General features: G+C 71.8%; 26 protein-coding genes. 12 read left to right on the top strand and 14 right to left on the bottom strand.

The features are described 5' to 3' along the window. Positions 1-21: 21 nt before the first annotated feature. Complete coding sequence (locus ABT254_RS15150) at positions 22-465, bottom strand: MarR family winged helix-turn-helix transcriptional regulator (RefSeq protein WP_351468936.1); 444 nt, start codon at positions 463-465, stop codon at positions 22-24. Between the two features lie 70 nt (positions 466-535). On the opposite strand from ABT254_RS15150, the gene ABT254_RS15145 reads away from it, so the two are divergent. After that, entirely contained in the window at positions 536-1177 is a 642-nt protein-coding gene (locus ABT254_RS15145) for a maleylpyruvate isomerase family mycothiol-dependent enzyme (RefSeq protein WP_351468933.1), read from the top strand. Between the two features lie 32 nt (positions 1178-1209). Continuing rightward, on the top strand, positions 1210-1563 hold the full coding sequence (locus ABT254_RS15140) for a hypothetical protein (RefSeq protein WP_351468930.1): 354 nt from the start codon (positions 1210-1212) through the stop codon (positions 1561-1563). 177 nt (positions 1564-1740) lie between these two features. Here ABT254_RS15140 and ABT254_RS15135 read toward each other — a convergent pair whose 3' ends face one another. From ABT254_RS15135 to ABT254_RS15085, 10 genes are all read right to left on the bottom strand, one after another. Further along, positions 1741-2430: an SDR family NAD(P)-dependent oxidoreductase gene (locus ABT254_RS15135; protein WP_351468928.1), complete on the bottom strand. Its 690-nt coding sequence runs from the start codon at positions 2428-2430 to the stop codon at positions 1741-1743. Then, the gene (locus ABT254_RS15130) at positions 2427-3302 is read right to left on the bottom strand and encodes a cupin domain-containing protein (protein ID WP_351468926.1); all 876 of its coding nucleotides are present in this window, start codon (positions 3300-3302) and stop codon (positions 2427-2429) included. Before ABT254_RS15130 ends, ABT254_RS15135 begins: the two co-directional genes overlap by 4 nt. Further along, positions 3299-4666, bottom strand: a complete 1368-nt coding sequence (locus ABT254_RS15125; RefSeq protein WP_351468923.1) for an amidohydrolase family protein — start codon at positions 4664-4666, stop codon at positions 3299-3301. The genes ABT254_RS15130 and ABT254_RS15125 overlap by 4 nt, the downstream gene beginning before the upstream one ends. A gap of 22 nt (positions 4667-4688) precedes the next feature. Continuing rightward, complete coding sequence (locus ABT254_RS15120) at positions 4689-5687, bottom strand: alpha-ketoacid dehydrogenase subunit beta (RefSeq protein ID WP_351468920.1); 999 nt, start codon at positions 5685-5687, stop codon at positions 4689-4691. Beyond that, positions 5675-6655 (bottom strand): thiamine pyrophosphate-dependent dehydrogenase E1 component subunit alpha, encoded by a 981-nt coding sequence (locus tag ABT254_RS15115; RefSeq protein ID WP_351468917.1) that lies wholly within the window; start codon positions 6653-6655, stop codon positions 5675-5677. The genes ABT254_RS15120 and ABT254_RS15115 overlap by 13 nt, the downstream gene beginning before the upstream one ends. Further along, on the bottom strand, positions 6655-7989 hold the full coding sequence (locus ABT254_RS15110) for a M24 family metallopeptidase (protein WP_351468914.1): 1335 nt from the start codon (positions 7987-7989) through the stop codon (positions 6655-6657). The genes ABT254_RS15115 and ABT254_RS15110 overlap by 1 nt, the downstream gene beginning before the upstream one ends. Before the next feature lie 52 nt (positions 7990-8041). Next, positions 8042-8698, bottom strand: coding sequence for a helix-turn-helix domain-containing protein (locus tag ABT254_RS15105; protein ID WP_351468911.1), 657 nt, complete (start codon positions 8696-8698; stop codon positions 8042-8044). Positions 8699-9067: 369 nt separating this feature from the next. Then, positions 9068-9922 (bottom strand): Cof-type HAD-IIB family hydrolase, encoded by an 855-nt coding sequence (locus tag ABT254_RS15095; protein ID WP_351468908.1) that lies wholly within the window; start codon positions 9920-9922, stop codon positions 9068-9070. A gap of 79 nt (positions 9923-10001) precedes the next feature. Then, positions 10002-11408, bottom strand: coding sequence for a cytochrome P450 (locus tag ABT254_RS15090; protein WP_351468905.1), 1407 nt, complete (start codon positions 11406-11408; stop codon positions 10002-10004). A gap of 137 nt (positions 11409-11545) precedes the next feature. Next, positions 11546-12013, bottom strand: coding sequence for a potassium channel family protein (locus ABT254_RS15085; RefSeq protein WP_351468903.1), 468 nt, complete (start codon positions 12011-12013; stop codon positions 11546-11548). A 150-nt stretch (positions 12014-12163) separates the two neighbouring features. On the opposite strand from ABT254_RS15085, the gene ABT254_RS15080 reads away from it, so the two are divergent. From ABT254_RS15080 to ABT254_RS15055, 6 genes are all read left to right on the top strand, one after another. Further along, entirely contained in the window at positions 12164-12406 is a 243-nt protein-coding gene (locus tag ABT254_RS15080; RefSeq protein ID WP_351468900.1) for a hypothetical protein, read from the top strand. A gap of 97 nt (positions 12407-12503) precedes the next feature. After that, positions 12504-13334 carry a hypothetical protein gene (locus ABT254_RS15075; RefSeq protein ID WP_351468898.1) on the top strand — a complete coding sequence of 277 codons (831 nt, stop codon included), beginning with the start codon at positions 12504-12506 and terminating at the stop codon, positions 13332-13334. Between the two features lie 113 nt (positions 13335-13447). Then, entirely contained in the window at positions 13448-14257 is an 810-nt protein-coding gene (locus ABT254_RS15070) for an SAM-dependent methyltransferase (protein WP_351468895.1), read from the top strand. A gap of 39 nt (positions 14258-14296) precedes the next feature. Further along, a complete protein-coding gene (locus tag ABT254_RS15065; protein ID WP_351468892.1) occupies positions 14297-15700 on the top strand; it encodes a glutamine synthetase family protein in 1404 nt (467 codons plus the stop codon). Between the two features lie 2 nt (positions 15701-15702). Beyond that, positions 15703-16833, top strand: a complete 1131-nt coding sequence (locus ABT254_RS15060; RefSeq protein ID WP_351468889.1) for an amidohydrolase family protein — start codon at positions 15703-15705, stop codon at positions 16831-16833. Positions 16834-16848: 15 nt separating this feature from the next. Further along, on the top strand, positions 16849-17385 hold the full coding sequence (locus ABT254_RS15055) for an NUDIX hydrolase family protein (RefSeq protein WP_351468886.1): 537 nt from the start codon (positions 16849-16851) through the stop codon (positions 17383-17385). Here ABT254_RS15055 and ABT254_RS15050 read toward each other — a convergent pair. Beyond that, positions 17348-18178, bottom strand: a complete 831-nt coding sequence (locus ABT254_RS15050) for a DUF427 domain-containing protein (RefSeq protein ID WP_351468883.1) — start codon at positions 18176-18178, stop codon at positions 17348-17350. The genes ABT254_RS15055 and ABT254_RS15050 overlap by 38 nt on opposite strands. Before the next feature lie 142 nt (positions 18179-18320). Then, positions 18321-18680: an excisionase gene (locus ABT254_RS15045; protein ID WP_351468880.1), complete on the bottom strand. Its 360-nt coding sequence runs from the start codon at positions 18678-18680 to the stop codon at positions 18321-18323. 68 nt (positions 18681-18748) lie between these two features. On the opposite strand from ABT254_RS15045, the gene ABT254_RS15040 reads away from it, so the two are divergent. The 4 genes from ABT254_RS15040 to ABT254_RS15025 all read left to right on the top strand — a co-directional run bounded on the left by ABT254_RS15040 (position 18749) and on the right by ABT254_RS15025 (position 21699). Beyond that, positions 18749-19720 carry a Clp protease N-terminal domain-containing protein gene (locus ABT254_RS15040; RefSeq protein WP_351468877.1) on the top strand — a complete coding sequence of 324 codons (972 nt, stop codon included), beginning with the start codon at positions 18749-18751 and terminating at the stop codon, positions 19718-19720. A 110-nt stretch (positions 19721-19830) separates the two neighbouring features. Then, on the top strand, positions 19831-20769 hold the full coding sequence (locus ABT254_RS15035) for an RNA polymerase subunit sigma-70 (RefSeq protein WP_351468874.1): 939 nt from the start codon (positions 19831-19833) through the stop codon (positions 20767-20769). Positions 20770-20833: 64 nt separating this feature from the next. Further along, entirely contained in the window at positions 20834-21391 is a 558-nt protein-coding gene (locus ABT254_RS15030) for a dihydrofolate reductase family protein (protein ID WP_351468871.1), read from the top strand. After that, on the top strand, positions 21388-21699 hold the full coding sequence (locus ABT254_RS15025) for an EthD family reductase (RefSeq protein WP_351468868.1): 312 nt from the start codon (positions 21388-21390) through the stop codon (positions 21697-21699). Before ABT254_RS15030 ends, ABT254_RS15025 begins: the two co-directional genes overlap by 4 nt. Positions 21700-21720: 21 nt before the next feature. Here the strand turns inward: ABT254_RS15025 and ABT254_RS15020 are convergent, their stop codons facing one another. Continuing rightward, positions 21721-22053: a DUF2218 domain-containing protein gene (locus ABT254_RS15020; protein WP_351468866.1), complete on the bottom strand. Its 333-nt coding sequence runs from the start codon at positions 22051-22053 to the stop codon at positions 21721-21723.

The following is a 22053-nucleotide window of genomic DNA, read 5'->3' as shown; positions in this document are numbered from 1 at the left end:
AGGCAGGCACGGCAAGGGGTGTCATCGGTGTGGATCGGTGATCTCCCGCAGCGCTTCCAGGGCTTGTCTCAGTTGCCGGGTGCGCACGGGGCCCAGGTGGGCCGTCCATTCCGCCTGGATGTCGCGGACGACGGGCAGGCTCAGTTCGATGAGTTCGTGGCCCTGGGCGGTGATGGTGACCAGTCGGGCTCGTGCGTCGCGCGGGTCGGGCACGCGTCGGACGTAGCCGGCTCGTTCGAGCTGGTCGACGATCGATCCGATGGTCTGCTTGCTGAGTTGTGACGCCTCGGCCAGCTCGGCCAGCCGCGAGCCCTCCGGACGGATCCGCTGGAACACCCGTGCCTGGGTGAGCGAGATGTCGTGCCCGGCGGACTTCAGGGCGGCCATCACGGCCGACTCCATGAAGCGGTACGGGATGAACATCAGGAGTCCCAGGTTGAGCTCGTCAGCGTCATCGTCGGTCATGCCGCCATCATTGCAGAAAGTCCGAACCTCGTACTAATATAGTCCGAGGTTCGGACCTTTGGGGGCTGTCATGGGCGACTCGGACGCTTACTGGTCTGCTGTCCGCGCGACCCGTCTGCGGATCGCTGACCTGCTGGAAGAACTCACCCCGGCCGAATGGGAACAGGAGTCCCTGTGCCGGGGCTGGCGTGTGCGGGACGTCGCGGGACACCTCGCTCTCGTCCCCACCATCACCACCTGGGACATGGTCGCGGTCGCCCCGCGCGCCCGGTTCAGCCCCGACCGGATCAATACCGTGCTGGCCCGCCGGCACGGCTCCCGTGAGCCCGCGGACCTGGTCGCCGCGATCCGCGGCCACGCCGACACCCGCCGCACGGCGAAGGTGCTGGACACCCGCAACGCGCTGTTCGACGCCATCGTCCACAGCCAGGACATCGCCCTCCCGCTCGCTCGTCAGCTTCCCGTCCCGGCCGAACACAGCCGGCAAGCACTGCGGCGGGTCTGGGCGATGGGCTGGCCGTTCCACGCCGCGCGCCGCCTGGCCGGCCTCGCTCTGCGGGCGACCGACACCGACTGGGCGGTGGGCGAGGGACCGGAGATCGCCGGGCCCGCCCTGGCCCTGCTGCTGCTCTCCACCGGACGCACCGCCTGCCTGGACGCCCTGCGGGGCGACGGCATCGACCGGCTCAAGTCCTCGCACACCAACCGCTGAGACGTCCGCGCTCACGAGAAACGGAGCATCTGATGCGTCGCACCATCGGCATGACCCTCTGCGCAGTTCTCGCCGTGCTCGACCTGGCCGGCCTCGTCGGGCTGTGGCAGCACCCCGGCCCGCCGCCCGGCATCACCATCACCGGCGCGGTGCTGGGCGCCGTCACCCTGTCCTGCTACCGGTCCGCCGGCCGGGGCGACGTCCGCGCCCTGCGGGTCGTCGTCGGCTCACGGGTGGTCTCGGCTCTGCTCGGCCTTCCGGTCTTCTTCACCGCGGACGCGCCCGGCTGGGCCCGGATCGTCGTGGCGGTCCTCATCGTCGCCACCGCCGTCGCCGTCGCGCTGCTGGCGCCCGCCGCCCGCCCGACCGCGGCCGAGCAGGCCTGACGCCACCGGCCACCGCCCAGCGGGCTCCGACCGACACCGCCGGGCTGGACTTGCCCGAGATCCGCCTCAGCGATTCAGCCACAGGCTCTCAATCACCCGCGGACGGACCCCCGCGGCCATCCGGCCGCTACCGATCCCCGCCGACGCGCGGTCGCGTAACGCTCCTCCCGGTGTCGTTCACCCCAACAGCCACCCCCCGTCCACGCTCAACTCCACCGCGTTGACCGACCTGTTGCGCAGCAGGAAGTCCACCGAGTCCACCACGTCCGCCACGGTGGCGAGCCGGCCGGTCGGGGTCCTGGCGCGCAGGGCGTCGAGGACCTCTTCCGGCTTGGCCTGCCAGTAGGGGCTGTCGCCCACGACCCCGGGGTGGACGGCGTTGACGCGGACCGGGGCGAGTTCCACCGCGAGCGTGTTCACCAGGCCCCGTACGCCCGCGTTGACCGTGGCCACCGTGGTCGCGCCGGGATAGGGGCGCTCCTTGGCCTGGCCGCCGAAGATGACGATCGCGCTGTCGTCGGTCATGCGCGGCCGCAGCACGTGCACGACCTCGGTGTAGCCGACCAGCTTGAGGGTGACCAGGCGCAGGGCGGCGGCGATGTCGTAGTCCGTCGCCCGGTTCTCGTCGCGGGAGACGCCCGCGAGGACCAGGTGGTCGACGCGTCCGACGTCCGCCAGCGCCGCGGCGATCTCGCGCGGCCGGGACAGGTCGAGGGCGAGGCCTCGCGCGCCGATCTCCTTGGCGACGGCGTCGGCGCGGTCTCGGTCGCGGCCGGTGAGGACCACCTCGTCGCCCCGCTCGGCCCGGACCCGGGCGAACTCGCGGCCGATGCCCGACGTACCGCCGACGACAACGACGCTGCTCATGACTCCAGGGCCTCCCTCAGGTACTCCCAGTCCCGTGTGAACCGGTACGAGTGGCGCGGCGGCGGCTGCGGCGCCTGGGTCTCCAGCCAACGCAGGGGTCCCGTACCGGCGTTGGCGAAGCCGTGCACGCAGCCGGCGCCCGCCCAGGCGCAGTCGCCGGGTTGGAGCCGGTAGCGCTCGCCGTCGAACACCGCGTCCGCCTCGCCTTCGAGGAAGTAGTACGTCTCCTCGAAGGGGTGGTCGTGGGTGCCCGCGACACCGTCCGGCGCGTACTGGACCATGAACATCGTCGAGGCGACCGCGCCGAGGTCGCTGTCGACCATCATCTTGACGGTGATGCCGCTGTAGACGAGCAGCGCGGTGCGCATGCTGGCGGAGACGGCGAGGAGGTCCTGGGACTGTTTGCCCGGGTCCATCTGGGCGGGCTCGAAGTGGCCGAAGCTGCGGGTGCGCGGGTCACGGACGTCGATACGGGCGGGGCTGCGCGCGGGCAGGTCGCGCACCGCCTGCGTGTCGTACCCGTAGCGTGCCCGCGGGACCGGCGCCAGCATGTCCGCCCAGCGTGCGGGCGTGTCCCCGGTGCCGCGCCAGGCGTGCGGGACGCCGGTCGCGAGGATGCCGTAGTCGCCCTCCTCCAGGAGGTACGAGCCCTCGGGCATGTCGAGGATCACGGTCCCGTCGAGGATGTGGAAGCTCTCCTCGTACGAGTGCACATGCGCCGGCAGCGCTCCGTCCGGGCGCAGTTCGCACAGGCCGAAGCCGGTGTGCACGCTGCCGTCGTCCTCGCCGACCAGCGTGCGGCGCCGGTAACCCTGTGCGTCGTACGGCGGCTCGGCCGCGTCGGCGGCCCGCCGCACCAGATGCTCCGTCATGCGGTCGGCTTCGCCTCCTTCGCCTTCGCTTCCTTCGCCGCCAGCAGCCGGTCGCGGGACTCCTCGACCAGTTGCCGGGCGCGTGCGACGTCGGCCGTCAGCCTGCCGTCGCGCTTGCGGATCACTCCGTCGACGATGACCGTCTCGACGTTGGAGACGTCCGCGCACAGCGTGACCGCGGAGGCCGCGTCGTGCACCGGCGCGATGTTCAGCGCGGTGGCGTCGAGGGCGACGACGTCGGCGCGCTTGCCGGGGGTCAGGGAACCGGTGCGGTGCTCCAGTCCCGCGACATGCGCGCCGTTGCTCGTCGCGATCTCCAGCATCTGACGTGCCGTCAGCATGCTCTCCGGCACGGGCATGTTGGCCTGCCAGCAGTCGGCGTTGAGCCGGGCGCGCTCGGCGCCGAAGGCCGCGCGGATCTGGGTGAACATGTCGCCGGGCACGGTGGTGACGACGTCGATGCTGAGGGAGGGGCGCAGTCCGTGCTCGATCGCCGCCATCACGGGCGGCCAGCCGTGCCCCATCTGGGTCTCCACCTGTGGCGCGATCGAGACCGTACCGCCGCTGTCGGCGACCATCTGCCACTCGTCCTCGTGCAGGTAGCAGCAGTGGATGTAGGTGGTGTCCGGGCCGAGCAGGCCGAGGTCGTTGAGCTGTTTCACCATGCCGAAGCGGCCGGCGAGGCGGCCCATCGCCACATGCACGGTGATCGGGATGTCGAGTTCGCGGGCGAGGGCCCATTCGGAGGTGACGACGTCGTTCACGCAGAAGCCGGGGCCGCGGGTGGCGAGCGCCATGGTCAGCAGACCGTCGTCGGAGGAGAAGTACTTGGCGCGGACACGGCGCACGTCGTCGCCCGGGATCGCGATCTTGCTCTCGAACCAGTAGTCCGCGAGGGAGGTGTTGGCGCTGCCGTATGCGTACTGGGCGCGGATGCCGGTCTCCGTGAGCGCCTGGATCGCGGCGTCCGGGTGCTCGGGCGTGTTGTTGATGTGGGACCAGTCGACGAGCGTGGTGATACCGGCGTTGAGGCACTCCAGGGCGCCGGCGAGGTTGGCCGCGTACACGTCCTCGGGCGTGTACAGCGGGGCGAAGGTGTCGAGGATGTCGACGAAGTAGTCGTCGAGGGTGGCGTCGGGGGCGACGCCGCGGATCGAGGCCTCCCAGGTGTGGCGGTGGGTGTCGACGAAGCCGGGGATCACGATGCGGCCGGTCATGTCGAGGACCTCGGCGTCGGCGCTGATCTCCGGCTGTACGGCCGCGATCCGGCCGTCCTCGATGAGGACGTCACCCCGCGGCAGATCCCCGACGGAGGGATCCATCGAGAGCACGTGCCCCGCGCGAAGCAGTATCCGATCGGTCATCGCGCTTCCTCCTCAGGGGTGTTCAGTACGCGGCGAGACTCCGTACCGCCGCCACGACCTTGTCCACGGTGGGAATGACTTGCTCCTCCAGCGCGTCGGCGAACGGCAGCGGCACGCACTCCCCCGCCACCCGGCGCACCGGCGCGTCCAGCAGCGTGAAGCCCTCGTCGGCGACGACCGAGACGAGGGTGGCGCCCCAGCCGCCCTGGTAGGGGTTCTCCTCCACGGTCACCAGCCGCGAGGTCTTCGCGAGGGAGGCGAGAACGGTGGCGACGTCGAGCGGGACGAGGCAGCGCAGGTCGACGACCTCGGCGTCGATGCCCTCCGCGGACAGCTGCGAGGCGGCCTTCAGCGCCACCGGGACCATGGAGGCGAGCGCGACCAGCGTCACGTCGGCGCCCTCGCGCACCACGGCGGCGCGGCCCAGCTCGACCACGTGATCCGGCGGCGCGGGCGCACCCTTGCTCGCCAGCAGCCCCTTGTGCTCGAAGAAGACCACCGGGTCGTCGCTCCGAATGGCCGCCGCCATCATGCCGATGACGTCGGCGGGCGTGGCGGGGGCCGCGATCTTCAGCCCCGGGACGGTCAGCGCCCAGTTCTCGGTGGCCTGCGAGTGCTGGGCCCCGAAGCCGAGGCCGCCGCCGTTGGCGGTGCGCACCACGAGCGGCACGGTGACCTGTCCGCCCGTCATGTACCGCACCTTTGGTATCTCGTTGGCGAGGTAGTCCCAGCAGCAGGCCAGGAAGTCGGAGAACATGATCTCGGCGATCGGCCGCATCCCGGTCATCGCGGCGCCCATCGCCGCGCCCACGATGGCCTGTTCGGAGATGGGCGTGTCCCACACCCGCTGGGGCCCGAACTCCTTGAGCAGCCCGACGGTCGTCTTGAACACCCCGCCCGCCTCGCCGATGTCCTCGCCGAGGCAGACCACGGCCGGGTCGCGGCGCATCTCCCGCGCGATGCCCTCGGCGACCGCCTCGCGGTAGGTGATGACGTCACGGTCCGTGCTCACGTCCGCCATGCCGCACCTCCGTCCGCCCATACGTCGGTCAGCGCCTCGCCCGGATCGGGCGGCGGCGCGTTCTTCGCCGCCTCGACCGCCTGCTGTACGAGGTCACGGGCGCGCTCGTCGGCCGCGGTGACCGTCGCCTCGTCCGCCCCCAGCTCGACGAGGCGTCCACGCGCGAGGTCCAACGGGTCGTGCTTGAGCCAGCGTTCGACCTCCTCGGCCGGGCGGTAGGTGGCCGGGTCGGCGCGGCTGTGGCCGAAGTGGCGGTAGGTCTCGGCCTCCAGCAGAGCGGGCCCGTCTCCTGCCCGGGCCCGCTCGGCGAGGCGGGCGACCGCCGCCTTCACGGCGAGGACGTCGTTGCCGTCGACGACTTCGCCGGGGATGCCGTACGCGGGCGCCCGGTCGGCCGCAGGGCGGGCGACGGCCGTGACGTCGGCGATCGGCGTGTACTCCATGTACAGGTTGTTCTCGCAGACGAACAGCGCGGGCAGCTTCCATACGGCGGCCAGGTTGAGCGCCTCGTGGAAGGCGCCGATGTTGGTCGCGCCGTCACCGAAGAAGGCGACGGCCACCTGCTGCGTCCCGCGCAGCCGGGCCGACCATGCGGCGCCGACCGCCATCGGCAGGTGGGCGCCGACGATGGCGTACGAGCCGAGCATGAACGCGTCCGCCTTGGTGAGGTGCATGGAGCCGCCCTTGGCCCCGCACAGCCCCGTTGCCCTCTGCATGAGTTCGGCGAGGCACTCCTCGGGGGTGGCGCCGCGGGCCATCGCGTGGTGGTGGCCGCGGTAGGTGGCGAAGACGTAGTCGTCGGGGCGCAGGGCGGCGCTCGCGCCGACGGCGATCGCCTCGTGCCCGGCGGCGAGGTGAGTGGTTCCCTTGACCAGTCCGGACAGGAACAGGTCGTGGGCGGCCTTCTCCGTACGGCGGATGACGGCCATCTGCTCGTACAGGGTGAGGAGTTCGTCGCGGTCGGCCATCAAACGCCCCCGTTGGTGCGGGTGTTGAGGTGGGACTGGGCCTCGCGGCGGGTGTTGAGCTCGCCGCCGACCGTCCAGTACTTGCGGCCCGCGACCAGCAGTTCCTCGGCGGGGAACTTGGTGATGACCTCGCAGCCGTCGGCGGTGACGACCAGCTCCTCCTCGATACGGGCCGCGGACCAGCCGTCGGCGGCCGGCCAGTAGGTCTCCAAGGCGAACACCATGCCCTCTTCGAGGACTTCGGGGTGGTCGAGGGAGACCAGGCGGCTGAAGATGGGCTTCTCCCAGATCGACAGGCCGACGCCGTGGCCGTACTGGAGGGCGAAGGCGGCGGTCTCGTCGGCGAAGCCGAACTCCTCGGCGCGCGGCCAGACCTGGACGATGTCGGCGGTGGTGGCGCCTGGACGGACGAGGGCGATGGCCTGGTCCATGTACTCGCGGCAGCGGACGTAGGCGTCGCGTTGGGCGCGGGAGGCGCTGCCGACCGCGAAGGTGCGGTAGTAGCAGGTGCGGTAGCCGAGGTGGCTGTGCAGGATGTCGAAGAAGGCGGGGTCGCCGGGGCGGATCAAACGGTCGCTGTAGACATGCGGGTGGGGTGAACAGCGTTCGCCGGAGATGGCGTTGACGCCTTCGACGTACTCGCTGCCGAGGTCGTAGAGGACCTTGCTGACCAGGCCGACGCACTCGTTCTCGCGCACGCCCGGGCGCAGGTGGCCGTACAGCTCCTCGTAGGCCGCGTCGACCATCGCGCAGGCCTGCGTGAGCAGGGAGATCTCGTCGCGGGTCTTGGTGCGGCGGGCCTCCAGGAAGACCTGCTGGCCGTCGACGACGTCGATGCCCTCCGCGCGCAGGGCGGCGAGGATCGGCATTTCGGCGACGTCGATACCAAGGGGTTCGTTCGCGAGGCCGTGTTCGCGCAGCTCGGTGGCGATCTTGGCGGCGACGTCCTCGGCGATCCCCGCCTCGGGGTGGAAGGCGCCACGCAGGGTGGAGATGCCGGCCCGGGCGCCGGTGGGCGGGCCCTCCTTGCCGTCGCTGTAGTCCAGCCACGGGTTGTAGAGCTGGTGGTGGCGGGCGGCGGAGCCGAAGTCCCAGACCACCGGTTCGCCGCCGCGCACCAGCAGGGCGAAGCGGATCAGCTTGTCCATCGCCCAGGTGCCGATGTGCGTGGCGGTCATGTAGCGGATGTTGGCGAAGTCGAAGCTGAGCACCGCGCCGAGCGAGGAGCGGTTCAGGGTCTCGTTGAGCCTGGCCAGGCGCTGTCTGCGCAGCCGGTCCAGGTCGATGCGCTCTTCCCAGTCGACGGCGTTGGGTCCATATGTGCGGATCGCCATGGCGACCACCCCCACTCCGGAGTGAACGACCACACCGGGCAGGTGTCAAGTGTTACTGAACACTCTGGCTGAACACGAACCAGACCCCGACGGCCGGTTCGGTTCCATCATTCCGGTAGCGGTGCGGGGTCGTCGACTCGAAGCAGACGGCGTCGCCGGGGCCCAGCGTGTACTCGTCGAAGCCGAGGGTGAGGACCAGTTCACCCGAGGTCAGGTAGCCGTACTCGGTGCCGGTGTGCCGCATCAGGCCGCCGGAGCTGGAGGAGGAGCCGCCGGGCCGGTAGGTCACCAGCAGGAAGTCGACGTCCGTGCCCGGAACATGCCCGAGCCGCTCCCACACGACCCCCGAGTCAAGCTCCAGCAGCTCGCGCTCCCCCGGTGTGACCAGGGGCCCGATGCGCCGGCCCGGGTCGGCGGCGAAGGCCGCGAGGGCGTGCAGGACGGTGGCGGGGGCGGCGGCAGCGGCCACGACCGGAGAGGCGGCGGCCTCCCCCTCGTAGCCGTCGAAGAGCGCCTCCACGGAGACCGACAGCGCGGTGGTGATGGCGTACAGCGTGCTCACCGACGGCTGGCTCTTGCCGGTCTCGATCTGGGAGACCAGGCTCGCGGAGACGCCGATCTCCCGCGCGAGGGCGCGCAGGCTCACCCCTTTGGCCAGGCGTGCCTGCCGGATGCGTGCGCCGACGGGCGGCACGGCGGCAGGGGACACGGCAGCTCCCCTCTCGGGCGGACATGTGCAGCACCATTGAACAGCGGGGGTCGGCCGTGACGCCAGGGCCTCAGGCGAGGAGTGAAGTACGGGGGTCAGCGCAGGCGCGCCCGGAAGACCGCCCGTACCTCCCAGCCTGGCCCGGCGCGCGGCCCCGTGTGCAGGTCGCGGCCGAGTGCCGTCAACCGCTCCTCGAGGCCGACCAGGCCGAAGCTGCCGCCGCGGGCCGCGGCGGGGACTTGCGCGCCGCCGCGGCCGGCGACTCGCTGGGCTCCCCCTCGGTCGCGGTCCGTCTGCTCAAGTACGTCACCGCCACCCCGAGGACATCACGGCCTCAGCGTGGCAGAACGGGTACGCGCAGCCGAGCGTCTAGAGGTTCAGCACGTGCGCGACCGTGCGCAGCACCCCGTTGTCGTTGTTGGACGGGGCCAGGTGGCGGGCCCGGGCGATGACGTCCGGGTGGGCGCCCGCCATGGCGAAGGACCAATCGGCGGCGTCGAGCATCTCCAGGTCGTTGAGGTAGTCGCCGAAGACCATGGTCTGGGCGGGCGTGATGCCCAGTTCGTGCTGGAGGCGGCGCAGGGCGGAGCCCTTGTTGGCGGTGCGGTTCATGACGTCGACCCAGTGCTCGCCGGAGACGACCACTTGGTGGGTCGGGGTGAAGGACTGAAGCGCGGGCGCGGTGGTGTGCGCGGCGGAGCCGAAGTCGAACAGGGCGACCTTGATGACGTCGTCGTCGAGCGCGGTGGCGTCCTCGACGATGCGGTGTTCGACGTAGTACTTGCGCACCTCCGCCAGGAACGGCTCGTCGCTGCGCTCGACGTAGGCGGAGCGCTTGCCGCAGACGACCGCGCCCACGTCGACACCCTCGGCGACCAGGCGCCGTACCGCCTGCACGACACCGGCCGCCACACCGGGCCCCAGCGGGTCCGAGCTGAGCTCCACACCGTCGCGCACCACGTATGCGCCGTTCTCCGCGATGAACACCATGCCCTCGGCGACCTCGGCGAACTCCCGTGCCAGCGTGGCGAATTGGCGCCCGCTCGCCGGGCTGAACAGCACGCCGCGCCGGCGCAGTTCGGCCAGCGTCTCCCACAGGCCGGGCGGAATCCGCTTGGCGTCGTCCAGCAGCGTGCCGTCCATGTCGGTGACGACCAGGCGTATGTCGGCGGAGCCGGCGGGCAGACCGGACGCGGCGAGGAAGGGCGAGGCGGCGGAGGACATGACCTGCTTCCGGTGGGGCGCGACGGGGCGCCGGACGGCTTACGGCGGTCCCGTCACCCTACGCGAGCTGCGCGGACGCTCAGCTTCCGGACCGGATCAGACCCGTCAGGTACCGCCACAGCGACGAGCGCCGCTTGGCAGCCTGGTCCGGTGCGGCGGGCGCGTCCGGTACGTCCGCCACGGGCGCCGGCGCGACAGGCAGCGGCGGTCCGGACAGTTCGTAGCGCACCGGCAGCGAGCGCAGCCCGCGCATGAACGGCGAGGAACGCCAGGGCAGTTGGTCGACGGGCAGGGCGAGTTCCAGGTGCCCGAACCGTTCGAAGACGCGGCTGACGCCCGCTGCCGCGATCGTCGACGCCAGCTCGCGGGCCGGGCACTGGCGGGGGCCCGCGCCCCACGACAGGTGGGCGCGGCTGCTGATGCCGGCGCCGGGCGCCATCCGGCCGGCGAACAGGGGGTCGGCGTGGGCGGCTGCGGAGGAGACCCACACGGGGTCGCCGGCGCGGATGGTGTAGTTGCCGAGCCGGGTGTCCGCGGCCGCGAACCTCGGCACGAAGTTGACCAGCGGCGGCTTGCGCATGACCACACGGTTCATGGTCTCGCGCACCATCCCCGCGGACAGGGTGGTGCGGACCCCGCCCTCGTTCTCTCCCGCGATCACCTCGACGACCGTGTTGGAGATGAGGATGCCGACGTGGTCGGAGGTCATGCCGAGCAGCATGAACAGCTCGCGGGCCAGCGCGTCGACGGACAGGTCCGGGTGGGCGGCCAGCAGATGGGAGGGGAAGTCGTCGCCCGGCTTCTCGATCTTGGCGGCGGCGAGTTCGGAGAGCGTGACCAGCAGGCGGGCGAGGGCGGATTCGGCGTCCGGGCCGGCGTCCAGCACCCGCCACATGTCCATCAGGGCGTCGTCCCCCTGCGAGCCCGGGAAGCCGAGCAGATGGCTCGCCGCCATCAGCGGCAGCGGGCGGGAGAACTGCGCCGACAGGTCGGCCATGCCCGTGCCGCCGCCCTGGGCGAGCAGGGAGATCAACTCGTCGGCGTATCCGGTGACGGCCGCCTTGAGCCGCTTGGCCTGCGGACCCCGCGGATCCTGGAAGGGGCGCAGGGCCGTGTCCCAGGCACCGCGCAGTGTGCGGTAGCCGGGGCCGCCCTGGATCAGCACGTGGTTGACCTCGAGGGAGGGGCCGAGCGGCCAGTCGGCCGGCACCCGGCCCTCCGTCCAGGCCCGCCAGTTCTCCAGGCCCTTGGGCCAGCCGGCGTCGTCCTGGAGCACGTGCAGCGACTCGCGGTAGCCGAGCACGAGCCACGCGGGCACACCCAGCAGATCGACCGGCGCGACCGGGCCGTGGCGCTCCCGCAGCCGCTCGTAGACGAGCGCGGGACGGGTCTCGTAGTCCCGGGTCAGCAGGGGTTCCGGAGCCAGGTCCTCCAGCGGTGTGCCGGCCCGCTCCACGCTGTCCTCGTCGACCAAGTGGAACTCCATGCTTCCGCCGCCCCCTTCGACACCGCCCGAAACAGTCCGCGGCGTGCGGGTACCCGCGAACCCGGAGGGACCGTACCTCAGGTGTCACAGAAGTCACACGGCAGGGTACTCACGGGTAGCAAGGAGCGCTCCCGCCCTCAGTTCCGCTCGCCGCTCCCGGCCACCATCCGCTCCAGCCGGTCGAAGCGTTCATGCAGGGCACGGGCGGTCTCCTCGCCCAACTCGTGGGCATGCAGGGCGAGACGGTGGCGGCGTTTCTGCTCCCGTCCGACGAACCAGGTGGCGAGGGCCGCGGTGACCATGCCGTACGTGGTGATCCCGACGACCATCACGACGGTGCCGATGACGCGGCCGCCGAGGGTCACCGGGTAGAAGTCGCCGTACCCGACGGTGGTGGCCGTCTCGATCGACCACCACAGGGCCTGTGGGTACGTCCGCAGATTGGCGCGCGGCGTGTCGTGTTCGGCGGCGACCACGGCCCACGAGCCGATGAGCATCACCACGCCCAGTACGGCCGTCGCCCCGCCCGCCGCTTTCAGGTGCAGGGAGCGGCCCTGTGGGCCGAGCAGCAACGCGACCGCCCTGGCGAGGAATCCGGGCAGCATGGTCACTCCTCGGTATGCGTCGGCATGGGGTCAGTGTCGCCGCGGGCGGGCGTGCGGGCATGCCGGGCGGGGCGTTCGAGTTGCCGTGCGAGGTGGGGCGTTGTGCGCTGAAGGCATGTACTTCTGCGCACCGGGCAACGGACCGGGTCCATGACGGCGGATCCCCCCTCGGTGCCGGAGACCTACGGCTTCGACTGCACCCACTGCGGTCACACCTGGAAGGCCGACTTCCAGCTCATGTTCTTCACCGACCCGCTGGATCCCTCGGGCCTGACCACCCAGGAGTACGTCGACGAGGCGGGCCGGGCCATGCGGTCGCCGCTCGCGGACGCGGTCTGTCCCGAGTGCGGCGGACGCAGGGTACGCGTGCACGCGGAGCCGGAAACGCCCTGACGGCCCGCTCACCCGAACGGGCCGTCGTGCCTGGTGGGGCGGTAGGGCCGGTGGTGCGCTGAAGGGAGGTCCCCCAGCTGCTCCGGAGGCATCCGCGATGATCCCTCACCCGTCCGCTGTCGTCCGTGCGCTCGCCTCGGCCGTGGCGGTGACCACGCTGCTGGCCATCGCGTCCTGCTCGGGCGACGGCGACGCCTCCCAGGCCTCCGACGCCACCGCCACCCCGCTCGCGGCCCGCACCTCGGCCCCGGTCCCCACCCGTACGTCGGCCCCGCCCCGCCTGACCCAGGCCGGAGCACAGGCCGCGCTCATCACCGAGGAGGACCTGGAAGGCGACTGGAACCAGGTCAAGGGCGCCGCCGCCTGGGGTGACACCCTGCTCATCGGGAAGGTCGACGTCGCCCAGTTCCTGACCTCGAAGGCGAACGCCGCCGACTGTCAGCGGCTCCTCGACGCGCTCTACGACGACGACCTGCTGGGCGAGCCGAGCGGCGCGTCCGCGCTGACCGGCTTCGAGCAGGGCGACTCGCGCCTCCTCTACCAGGTCGCCGCCTACAACCCCGTCCGGCTCAGCGCCTCGCTGGCCTGGCTGAAGACCCTGCCGGTCAAGTGCGACCAGTTCACCGCGACCGACGCCAAGGGCGGCAAACGGACGGTCCAGGTGACCACCGCCTCGGTGCCCAAGCAGGGCGATGCCCGGCAGGGCCTGCACGTGACGGTGCAGGGCACCGCGAACGGCGAACCCGCCACCCTCACCCTCGACGTGGCCGCCGTGCGCGTGGGCAACGACGCGATCACCGTCACCGCGGGCGGCCTGGCCGGGGGCGCGCACCCCTCGCTGGAGCTGGCGGTGCGCACGGGCGCCCAGCGGCTCAAGGAGGTCCAGAGCGGCAAGACGCCCGCCGCCGGTCCCGGCCGCACCGGCTGACGGCCGGTCAACCGGCCCGTTCCGCACACCTGATCGGCCGATTCCCGGGACAGCGTGATCACTGGGCGGCACAATGGCGGCGACGGCCACAGGTGTTGAGAAGGAGCAGAGTTGTGAGTGAGAGCCACACCCCGGGCGGGTCGGCGAGGCTGAACACCGGTGTGGCGCACAACGCGCGCGTGTGGAACTACTGGATCGGCGGCAAGGACAACTACGAGGTCGACCAGCAGGTCGGCGAGCACGTCGCCGGGATGTTCCCGATCATCCGGGAGATCGCCCGCGCGGACCGCTGGTTCCTGGGCCGTGCGGTGCGGTTCCTGGCCGAGGAGCGCGGGGTGCGGCAGTTCCTGGACATCGGCACCGGGCTGCCGACCGCGGACAACACCCACCAGATCGCCCAGCGGATCGCCCCCGACGCCCGGATCGTCTACGTCGACAACGACCCCATCGTGCTCGCCCACGCCCGCACCCTGCTGACGGGCACCCACGAGGGCGTCACCGACTACGTGGACGCCGACGTCCACGACCCCGACGCCATCCTCGAACGCGCCTCCCGCACCCTCGACTTCAGCCGGCCGGTCGCGGTGATGATGCTGGGCATCCTCAACTTCGTACTGGACACGGAGAAGGCGCACGAGATCGTACGGAAGGTCGTCGCCGCGGTGCCCTCCGGCAGCTTCCTGGTCCTCACCCACCCCACCTTCGACGACGACCTCGGCGGCGCGGGCCAGATCCCGGCGATGAAGTTCTGGAACGAGAACGCCACCCCGCCGATCACCGCCCGCAGCGGCGAGGACATCGCCGCCTTCTTCGAGGGGTTGGACCTGCTCGAGCCGGGCCTGGTGTCGTGCTCGCAGTGGCGTGCCGAGCCCGGATCACCCGCCGTGGTACCGCAGTTCGGTGGGGTGGCCGTGAAACCCTGACGGAGCAGCCCTGTCGGACGTACCGAGCGTGGAGGACGTATGACGACCCTTGCCGACCCCGTACCCGGCGGCCGCCCGGGTGACGTCGAACGGGCCACCTCGCTCGGCGGCGAACTGTCCGGGCGGGGCGTGCACGGCATCGTCCTGGCCTACGTCGACACCGCCGGGGTCGGCCGGGTGAAGACCGTCCCCACGGCCAAGCTGGCCTCGGCGGCGGCCTGGGGCGTGGGCATGTCGCCGGTGTTCGACACGTTCCTGGCGAACGACTCCATCGTCTCCACCGACGTCCTGGGCTCCCCGGACGGCGACCTGCGCCTCTACCCCGACCTCGACCAACTCGTCGTCCTGGCCGGTCAGCCCGGCTGGGCGTGGGCGCCGGTGGACCGGATCACGCAGGAGGGCGAGCCGCACCCGGGATGCAGCCGCACGGTCCTGCGCCGCGTCGTCTCCGAGGCCGCCGACCGGCACGGCCTCACCTTCAAGGCCGGCATCGAGGTCGAGTGGGCCGTCGGGCAGGGTCCGGCGGAGGGCGGCGACTTCGTACCCGCGCTCTCCGGTCCCGCCTACAGCGCCACCCGCCAGGTCGAACTCAGCGACTACACCGCCGACCTGCTGGCCGCGTTCGCCGCGCAGGGCGTGGACGTCGAGCAGATCCATCCCGAGTACGCGGCCGGGCAGTTCGAGATCTCCGTGGGAGCCCTCGACCCGGTGGCGGCGGCCGACCGGAGCGTGCTGGTGCGGCAGACCGTCCGCGCCGTGGCCCGGCGCCACGGACTGGTGGTGTCCTTCGCCCCGGCGGTCTTCGCGCAGGGTGTCGGCAACGGCGGCCACATCCACCTCTCCGCCTGGCGCGACGGCGTCAACCTGCACTCCGGGGGCGAGGGCCGCTACGGCATGACCGCCGACGCCGAGTCCTTCGCGGCCGGGCTGCTCGCCCGCCTCCCGGCCCTGACGGCGGTGACCGCGCCCAGCCCGGCGAGCTATCTGCGCCTCAAACCCTCCCAATGGGCCGGGGTGTTCACCGCCTGGGGCCGCGAGACCCGCGAGGCCGCCGTGCGGGTCGTCACCGGCACGGCGGGGCTGCGCGACCAGGCCGCGAACCTGGAGGTCAAACCGGTCGACCTGGCCGCCAACCCGTATCTCGCCCTCGCCTGCCTCATCGCGGCCGGGCTGGACGGCCTGACCTCGTCGACGCCCCTGCCCGAGGAGATCACCGGCGATCCGGCCCGACTCGACCCCGCGGACGCGGCGGCCCGGGGCGTCCGCCGCCTGCCGACCTCACTCACCGAAGCCGTCGAGGAGTTCCGCAAGGACGAAGTGCTGCGGGCCGCGCTCGGCCCGGTCCTCGCGGACGCCGTGATCGCCGTACGACAAGGGGAGATCGCTGCGGCGCACGGACTGGACGACGAGCGACTGGCGGCGGCGTACCGCTGGAAGTACTGACCATGACCGGCCCGGTCCAAGAGGCACTCGACGCACTGGAGCTGGTGGACCACCACTGCCACGGAGTCGTCACCGCCGACCTGACCCGGGACGGCTTCGAGGACCTGATCACCGAGGGCGCGGCCTGGCCCGGCATCTCCCCCTTCGACAGCCCGGTCGGGCTCGCGATCCGCCGCCACTGCGCCCCGCTGCTGGACCTGCCGCGCCACGCGCCACCCGATGAATACCTCGCCCGGCGCGCCGAGTTGGGCCGGCAGGAGGTACACCGCCGTTTCCTCACCGCCGCTCGGACAAGCACGTTCTGCGTGGACACGGGATACGCCCCGGAGCGCCTCACCACGCCCGCCGAGCTGGCCGAGACCGCGGGCGCAACGGCGTACGAGGTCGTACGGCTGGAGGGCGTCGCCGAGGCGGTGGCGGCGCGGGGCGTCGAGCCCGACGACTACGGCGACGCCTTCCAGGCAGCCGCGCTGGAGGCCGTGCAGCGGCCGGGCGTGGTGGCGGTGAAGTCCGTGGCCGCGTACCGCACCGGCTTCGACCTGGACCCGGCCCGCCCCTCCGCCGCGGAGGTCACCGAGGCGGCCCGGCGCTGGTCGGCGCGCGGGGGCCGGCTGGACGATCCCGTTCTCGTTCGGCACCTGCTGTGGACCGCGGTCGACCTCGGTCTCCCCCTCCAGCTCCACACCGGCTTCGGCGACAACGACATCCGCCTGCACCGCGTCGACCCCACCCACCTCACCGACTGGCTTCATCTGACCACCGGCACCATCCCGGTGCTGCTCCTGCACTGCTGGCCGTACCAGCGCCAGGCCGCCTATCTGGCCGCCGTGTTCGAGCACGTGTACCTGGACGTGGGCCTCACCCTCCACTACGTCGGCCCGGCGCGCGCCCGGGCGGTCCTGGAGGAGGCGTTGGAGATCACACCGTTCGGCAAGCTGCTGTACAGCTCCGACGCGTACGGTGTGGCCGAGTTCTACTGCCTGGGCGCGCTCGCCTTCCGCCGCGGTCTGGCCGGTCTGCTGCAGGACCGGGTGGCCGCCGACGAACTGAGTCCGCCCGACGCGCTGCGGTTCGCCGAGTGGGCGGGAGCACACAATGCGCGCCGGGTCTACGGCCTTTCCGGCCCCTCCTGAAAGTATGATCAAGCAATGTCTGACATGACCGAAACCACGCCGGGCTGGCTCAGCTCCGACGACCTCGAGCTGGCACGCGCCCGTATGCCGATCCTGTACGTCGAGGCCGTGCCCGTGCGCGTCGACGACAGCGGCGAAGTCACCAGCGTCGGCCTGCTGCTGCGCATCGGCCCGGACGGGACGGTCAGCCGGACCCTGGTCTCCGGTCGCGTCCTGCACCACGAGCGGGTCCGTGACGCCCTGCTGCGCCACCTGGAGAAGGACCTCGGTCCGGTGGCGCTGCCCCGGATCCCGGCCTCCCTTCAGCCGTTCACGGTCGCGGAGTACTTCCCGACGCAGGGCATCACGCCGTACCACGACCCGCGCCAGCACGCGGTGTCCCTGGCCTACGTCGTCCCGGTCACCGGCGACTGCCGGCCCCGGCAGGACGCTCTGGACCTGGTGTGGTTCAGCCCGCAGGAGGCCGTGTCGGAGGCGGTGCAGAGCGAGATGCCCGGCGGGCACGGGGTGCTGCTCAGGCAGGCCCTCGCCCACGTCGGCTGCTCTGTCTGAGCATCGTGCTGAAGGGTGTGACGGGGCGCTCCACGCGCTCCCCGTCCACGATGATGTCGGCCACCTCGTTGTAGAACGCGAGGAGTCCCTTGATCGTGCCCACGGCGGGCAGCGGGTCCGGGTAGCTCCAGACGACGTTGGGAGGCACGTCGGCCTCGCCGCGCAGCGACCAGTACTGCGCCGTGCCCTTGTAGGGGCAGCCGGTGTGGTGCTCGGTGGGTTCGAGGAGGTCGAGGCGGACGTCCTCGGGCGGAAGGTAGTAGCGGGTCGGCAGACCGGTCTCGAAGAGCAGCACCGGCCGGTGGGTGTCGGCGACGAACGTGCCGCCGACCGAGACCTGGACATGCCGGCTGCTCGGGATGGCATCCACCCGCTTGTGCGGGTCACGGGGGTGGATGAAGATCTCTTCCTCCTCCTCGTACCAGTGGTCGAGGCCCCTGCCGCTGCGCCGGAACCACTCGAAGGCGATGTACTCGGCGAGGTCGGCGGCCGGGAAGGTCCAGGCGGCGTTCTCCAGCAGCTCGCCGTCGGCTTCGAGGTCGTAGAAGATCCTGGATCCCGTGTGGGCACCCGTCCGCGGGTTCTTCGCGGGCCGCAGCAGGTCCTCGCGCACGTCCGCGCGCGGGAAGGCGTACTGCGGTACGGGCAGCGAGGGCTCCCAGACGAGGACGGGGTGCCGGCTGTCGACGACGGTGACGTCACCCTTGCGGCCACGCACCCAGCGCTCGCTGGGCTCCCACAGGAGGCCTTCGGGGGTGGTGCGCAGGGACCGTTCGGTGGGAAGTGCACTCATGACCGCTCTCCTTCGGCTCGTCAGGAGCACCACCAGCTTCGCCGCTATCGCGCGGGGAAGCCAGGGCGGGGGTCGGTCAGGCGCGGCCGGGCGGTGGCCGAAGCCGTCGCGGCCATACGGTCGCCGACGGCTCAGCAGGCCGTCACTTCCGCTCCAGCGCGGCCAGCCTCAGCTCGAGCTGATCGACCCGGTGCCGTAGCAGGGTGACCTGGGCCTCCAGGCTGACCTCCCGCTCCGCCCGGCGCTGAATGCGCGGGGACGCGGCGGCGCGCTCGATCACCGCGTCCAGCCGGACCAGGCGCTGCGGCCCGTTCGGGCCGTCCACCAGCCGGGACTGGATCTCGCCACCCCGGTACCAGGACCGCAGCGCGGAGCGGGAAACACCGGTCTCGGCTTCCGCCCTGGCCAGCGTGACCCAGGGTTGCTCCTCCAACTGCTCGAACAGCTCCAGCTCGTTCTGCCAGCGCGCGAGCCGGTCCTCCCAGTCCGACGGTGTCTCCATCACACCCTCCCTTCGACACGGTGACCCTATCAATACCAGTGTATTGACAGGGTTGAGACCATGGAGACATGACTTTCGAGAGGTTCACAGGGAAAGCACGCAGGGTGGTCGTCGCGGCCCAGGAGCAGGCGCGGCTGCTCAAGCACAGCCACATCGGCACGGAGCACCTCCTGCTGGGGCTGCTCGAAGTGCCGGACGGCACGGCGGCCCAGGTCCTGCACCAGCTCGGGTACGACAAGGGGACCGCGCAGGCCGACATCACCGCGGCCGTCGAGCCCGGCACGAAGGAGCTCAGCGGCCACATCCCGTTCGCGGCGCGCTCGAAGAAGGTGCTGGAACTCGCCCTGCGCGAGGCGCAGCAACTGCACCACAACGACATCGGTACGGAACACATCCTGCTCGCCCTGGTCAGGGAAGGTGAGGGCCTGGGCGCGCAGGTCCTTGCCGAGCGGATCAGTCCGGTCAGCAAGATCCGTACCGCCGTGCTGGCCGCCGCGGAGGGAGCGCCGGACGCTGCGGGAGGCCCATGGCCGGCCGGCACACCCGCCACCGAGGACACCCTCTCCACCGCCGGCGCACTGGCCGGTGGCGCACCGGTCGGCAGCCATCATCTGCTGGAGGCGCTGCTGCGGGCGGAGAACAGCATGGCGGCCAGGGTGCTGCGCGAACTCGGCGTCGACCCGGACGCCGTAGCCACCAAGATCGACGAACTGGACCCGGAGACGACCACGGACGCCAACCCGGAGGAGGCCGCCGCGCGCAAGATGGAGATCCGGCTGGTCGACGACGAGGTGCACCTGATCCTGCGCGACCCGGCAACGGTCACGGCGGCCAAGAAGGTGACCGAGCTCTCCGGCGGCCCGATCCGGGGCGTCGGACCGGTCGCCGGCCTGTTCGTCCCGCTGTGGAGGTCGGCCAACCAACTGCTGGAGCAGATCCGGCACACACTGGAACCGGAGCCCGAAGAGGACGACGGCTCCCCCGCGAGCAAGGTCGCCAAGGCCGTCCGCACGGTCCTCGCGCCCCGGCTGCGCCGGTGAACGCGCCGGTCGGCCGACCGGGGTCTCCGGCCCGGGCGGCGCCCGGTGAGTCCCGGCCCCCGCCGGAAAAGGACGCCTCCTTCCCGCCGGGCTGAAGCATGATGACCCCCATGGACCTTGAGCCGTACCGGGGCGAGTTGGTGGCGTACTGCTATCGGATGGTGGGCTCGTTCCACGAGGCCGAGGATCTGGTGCAGGAGACCATGCTGCGAGCCTGGAAGGCCCGGGAGCGGTACGACGCCTCGCGCGCGGCGGTGCGGACCTGGCTGTACCGGATCGCGACCAATGTCTGTCTGACCGCGCTGGAGGGCAAGGCGCGGCGGCCGTTGCCGTCCGGGCTCGGTGCGCCGAGCGAGGACCCTGGGGCGCCCCTCACGCCGGCCTTCGACATCCCGTGGCTGCAGCCGTTCCCCGACGCCCGCTACGACGTGGAGAGGCGGGCCGATCTGCGGCTGGCGCTGGTGGCGGCGATGCAGCTGCTGCCGGCCCGGCAGCGGGCGGTGCTGGTGCTGCGGGAGGTGCTGGAGTTCAGTGCCGCGGAGGTCGCGGAGCAGCTCGGGACGACGGTCGCCGCCGTCAACAGCTCGCTGCAGCGGGCCCGGGCCGCGGTCGCCGGGGCGCGCGATCCGGGCGAGGTCCAGGAGCCGGACGACGCCGGGGCGCGGGAGGTGGTGCAGCAGTACGCGCGCGCCTTCGAGGCGGCCGACGTCCCCGCGCTGGTGCGGCTGCTGACCGACGCGGCCGTCCTGGAGATGCCGCCGGTGCCGCTGTGGTACCGGGGTCGCAGGGACTACGGCCTGTTCATGGAGCGGGTCTTCGAGATGCGCGGGACGGGGTGGCTCACTCGGCCGCTCACCGCGGGCGGACAGCCGGCTCTCGCCGCCTACGCGCCCGCCCAGGACGGCGGGCACCGGATGCACACGCTCCAGGTGTTCACGGTCGCCGGCGGCCGGGTCGCGAGGAACGTGGTGTTCGCGGACCCGCGCGTCTTCGAGGCGTTCGACCTGCCCGGGGAGATTTCCCCGGACGACTTCGAGCGCGGGCGATGAGTCCGGTCGGTGGCGCCGGTACATACCGGTGACCACCGATCGAGACATCCGAGAGGACCTCGCCATGAGCGTCATCGTCATCGCGTTCACCACACTGGACGGCATCGCCTCCGACCCGGACGGCCGCGCGGGCACCCCCGGCGGCGGCTGGATGTTCCGGCACGGCCCCGAGGCGGTGGCCGGGGACAAGTTCCGGCTGGGGGCCGTCCTGGACGAGGGGGTCCTGCTGCTGGGCCGCACCACCTGGGAGCTGTTCTCGCAGCTGTGGCCGGGGCGCGACGACCCGTTCGCCGCACGCATGAACGCCGCACGGAAACTCGTCGCCACCCGCACCCTCACCGACGTCTCCGCCTGGGCGAACTCGCAGATCCTCACGGGCGACCTGGTCGACGCGGTCAAGCGCGAGGAGCGCGATGTGGTCGTCACCGGCAGCCTGAGCGTCGTCCGCGCACTGATGGCCGAGGACCTGATCGACGAGTACCGCCTGATCACCTTCCCCACGATCGTCGGCACCGGCGACCGCCTCTTTCCCGCGGACACCCCACCCGTCCACCTCGAGTGCGAGTCGGCGCAGCAGACGGGCCCCACGGTCCTTACGCGCTACCGGAGGACCGGGCGATGACAGCGCGCTTCCTCGTCCTCTACGGGGCTCCGCCCGACCCCGCGGCATTCGACCGGCACTACCGCGAGGTCCACCTCCCGCTCGCCCGCAAGCTGCCCGGCCTGCGCCGCTACGCCCTGGGTCGCGAGCCCACCGCCGTGCGGGGAGGCGAACCACCGTATCTGGTCGCCGAGTTGGAGTGGGACACGATGGAGGAACTACGCGCCGCGTTCGCCTCCGCGGAGGGCCACGCCTGCGCCGAGGACTCGGAGCGCCTGCAGGAGCTCGCGCCGGTGCGCAGCATGGTCTTCACCGTGGGCGAGGCCTGACACAGGCCCTGGTCATGGGGGTCAGGTCGGGTCCTCCGGCTTGCGCTGGGTGGTGCCGGGGGCGCCGGTGTCGCGGTGCCATTCGACGACCAGTTCGTCCTTGGTGCCGAAGCGGACCAGGTGGCGGCCGACGACGTCCTCGAGCAGGTCGAGGTGCTCGGCGTCGGTCTCCACCGAGAGCAGCAGGGCGCCCTCGGTCGCGGTGAGGGAGCCCGTCCCGTTCTGGAAGACGAGCTTCCCCTCCCCCGTCTCCTCGTCCCAACTGGTCTGGCTGCGGCGGCCGAGGTGGGAGGCGAGCTGCTTGGCGTAGCGGTGCGGGCGGTCGGTGGTGACGCGGGCTTCTGAACGGGGCAT

Origin of the sequence: Streptomyces sp. NPDC001137 (genome assembly GCF_040298885.1) — a bacterium.
Classification (GTDB): Bacteria; Actinomycetota; Actinomycetes; order Streptomycetales; family Streptomycetaceae; genus Streptomyces.
Note: the sequence above shows the minus strand (reverse complement) of the source record. Positions and strands in the feature narration are given on the sequence as shown.

What these genes read in the sequence shown, in the direction of transcription:
- ABT254_RS15025 (WP_351468868.1), top strand. Translation starts at nt 21,388, where the DNA reads ATGACAGCGCGCTTCCTCGTCCTCTACGGGGCTCCGCCCGACCCCGCG.
- ABT254_RS15115 (WP_351468917.1), bottom strand. Translation starts at nt 6,655, where the DNA reads ATGGCCGACCGCGACGAACTCCTCACCCTGTACGAGCAGATGGCCGTC.
- ABT254_RS15065 (WP_351468892.1), top strand. Translation starts at nt 14,297, where the DNA reads ATGACGACCCTTGCCGACCCCGTACCCGGCGGCCGCCCGGGTGACGTC.
- ABT254_RS15090 (WP_351468905.1), bottom strand. Translation starts at nt 11,408, where the DNA reads ATGGAGTTCCACTTGGTCGACGAGGACAGCGTGGAGCGGGCCGGCACA.
- ABT254_RS15080 (WP_351468900.1), top strand. Translation starts at nt 12,164, where the DNA reads ATGACGGCGGATCCCCCCTCGGTGCCGGAGACCTACGGCTTCGACTGC.
- ABT254_RS15135 (WP_351468928.1), bottom strand. Translation starts at nt 2,430, where the DNA reads ATGAGCAGCGTCGTTGTCGTCGGCGGTACGTCGGGCATCGGCCGCGAG.
- ABT254_RS15110 (WP_351468914.1), bottom strand. Translation starts at nt 7,989, where the DNA reads ATGGCGATCCGCACATATGGACCCAACGCCGTCGACTGGGAAGAGCGC.
- ABT254_RS15150 (WP_351468936.1), bottom strand. Translation starts at nt 465, where the DNA reads ATGACCGACGATGACGCTGACGAGCTCAACCTGGGACTCCTGATGTTC.
- ABT254_RS15050 (WP_351468883.1), bottom strand. Translation starts at nt 18,178, where the DNA reads ATGAGTGCACTTCCCACCGAACGGTCCCTGCGCACCACCCCCGAAGGC.
- ABT254_RS15085 (WP_351468903.1), bottom strand. Translation starts at nt 12,013, where the DNA reads ATGCTGCCCGGATTCCTCGCCAGGGCGGTCGCGTTGCTGCTCGGCCCA.
- ABT254_RS15030 (WP_351468871.1), top strand. Translation starts at nt 20,834, where the DNA reads ATGAGCGTCATCGTCATCGCGTTCACCACACTGGACGGCATCGCCTCC.
- ABT254_RS15045 (WP_351468880.1), bottom strand. Translation starts at nt 18,680, where the DNA reads ATGGAGACACCGTCGGACTGGGAGGACCGGCTCGCGCGCTGGCAGAAC.
- ABT254_RS15095 (WP_351468908.1), bottom strand. Translation starts at nt 9,922, where the DNA reads ATGTCCTCCGCCGCCTCGCCCTTCCTCGCCGCGTCCGGTCTGCCCGCC.
- ABT254_RS15040 (WP_351468877.1), top strand. Translation starts at nt 18,749, where the DNA reads ATGACTTTCGAGAGGTTCACAGGGAAAGCACGCAGGGTGGTCGTCGCG.
- ABT254_RS15145 (WP_351468933.1), top strand. Translation starts at nt 536, where the DNA reads ATGGGCGACTCGGACGCTTACTGGTCTGCTGTCCGCGCGACCCGTCTG.
- ABT254_RS15140 (WP_351468930.1), top strand. Translation starts at nt 1,210, where the DNA reads ATGCGTCGCACCATCGGCATGACCCTCTGCGCAGTTCTCGCCGTGCTC.
- ABT254_RS15120 (WP_351468920.1), bottom strand. Translation starts at nt 5,687, where the DNA reads ATGGCGGACGTGAGCACGGACCGTGACGTCATCACCTACCGCGAGGCG.
- ABT254_RS15075 (WP_351468898.1), top strand. Translation starts at nt 12,504, where the DNA reads ATGATCCCTCACCCGTCCGCTGTCGTCCGTGCGCTCGCCTCGGCCGTG.
- ABT254_RS15055 (WP_351468886.1), top strand. Translation starts at nt 16,849, where the DNA reads ATGTCTGACATGACCGAAACCACGCCGGGCTGGCTCAGCTCCGACGAC.
- ABT254_RS15035 (WP_351468874.1), top strand. Translation starts at nt 19,831, where the DNA reads ATGGACCTTGAGCCGTACCGGGGCGAGTTGGTGGCGTACTGCTATCGG.
- ABT254_RS15020 (WP_351468866.1), bottom strand. Translation starts at nt 22,053, where the DNA reads ATGCCCCGTTCAGAAGCCCGCGTCACCACCGACCGCCCGCACCGCTAC.
- ABT254_RS15130 (WP_351468926.1), bottom strand. Translation starts at nt 3,302, where the DNA reads ATGACGGAGCATCTGGTGCGGCGGGCCGCCGACGCGGCCGAGCCGCCG.
- ABT254_RS15060 (WP_351468889.1), top strand. Translation starts at nt 15,703, where the DNA reads ATGACCGGCCCGGTCCAAGAGGCACTCGACGCACTGGAGCTGGTGGAC.
- ABT254_RS15125 (WP_351468923.1), bottom strand. Translation starts at nt 4,666, where the DNA reads ATGACCGATCGGATACTGCTTCGCGCGGGGCACGTGCTCTCGATGGAT.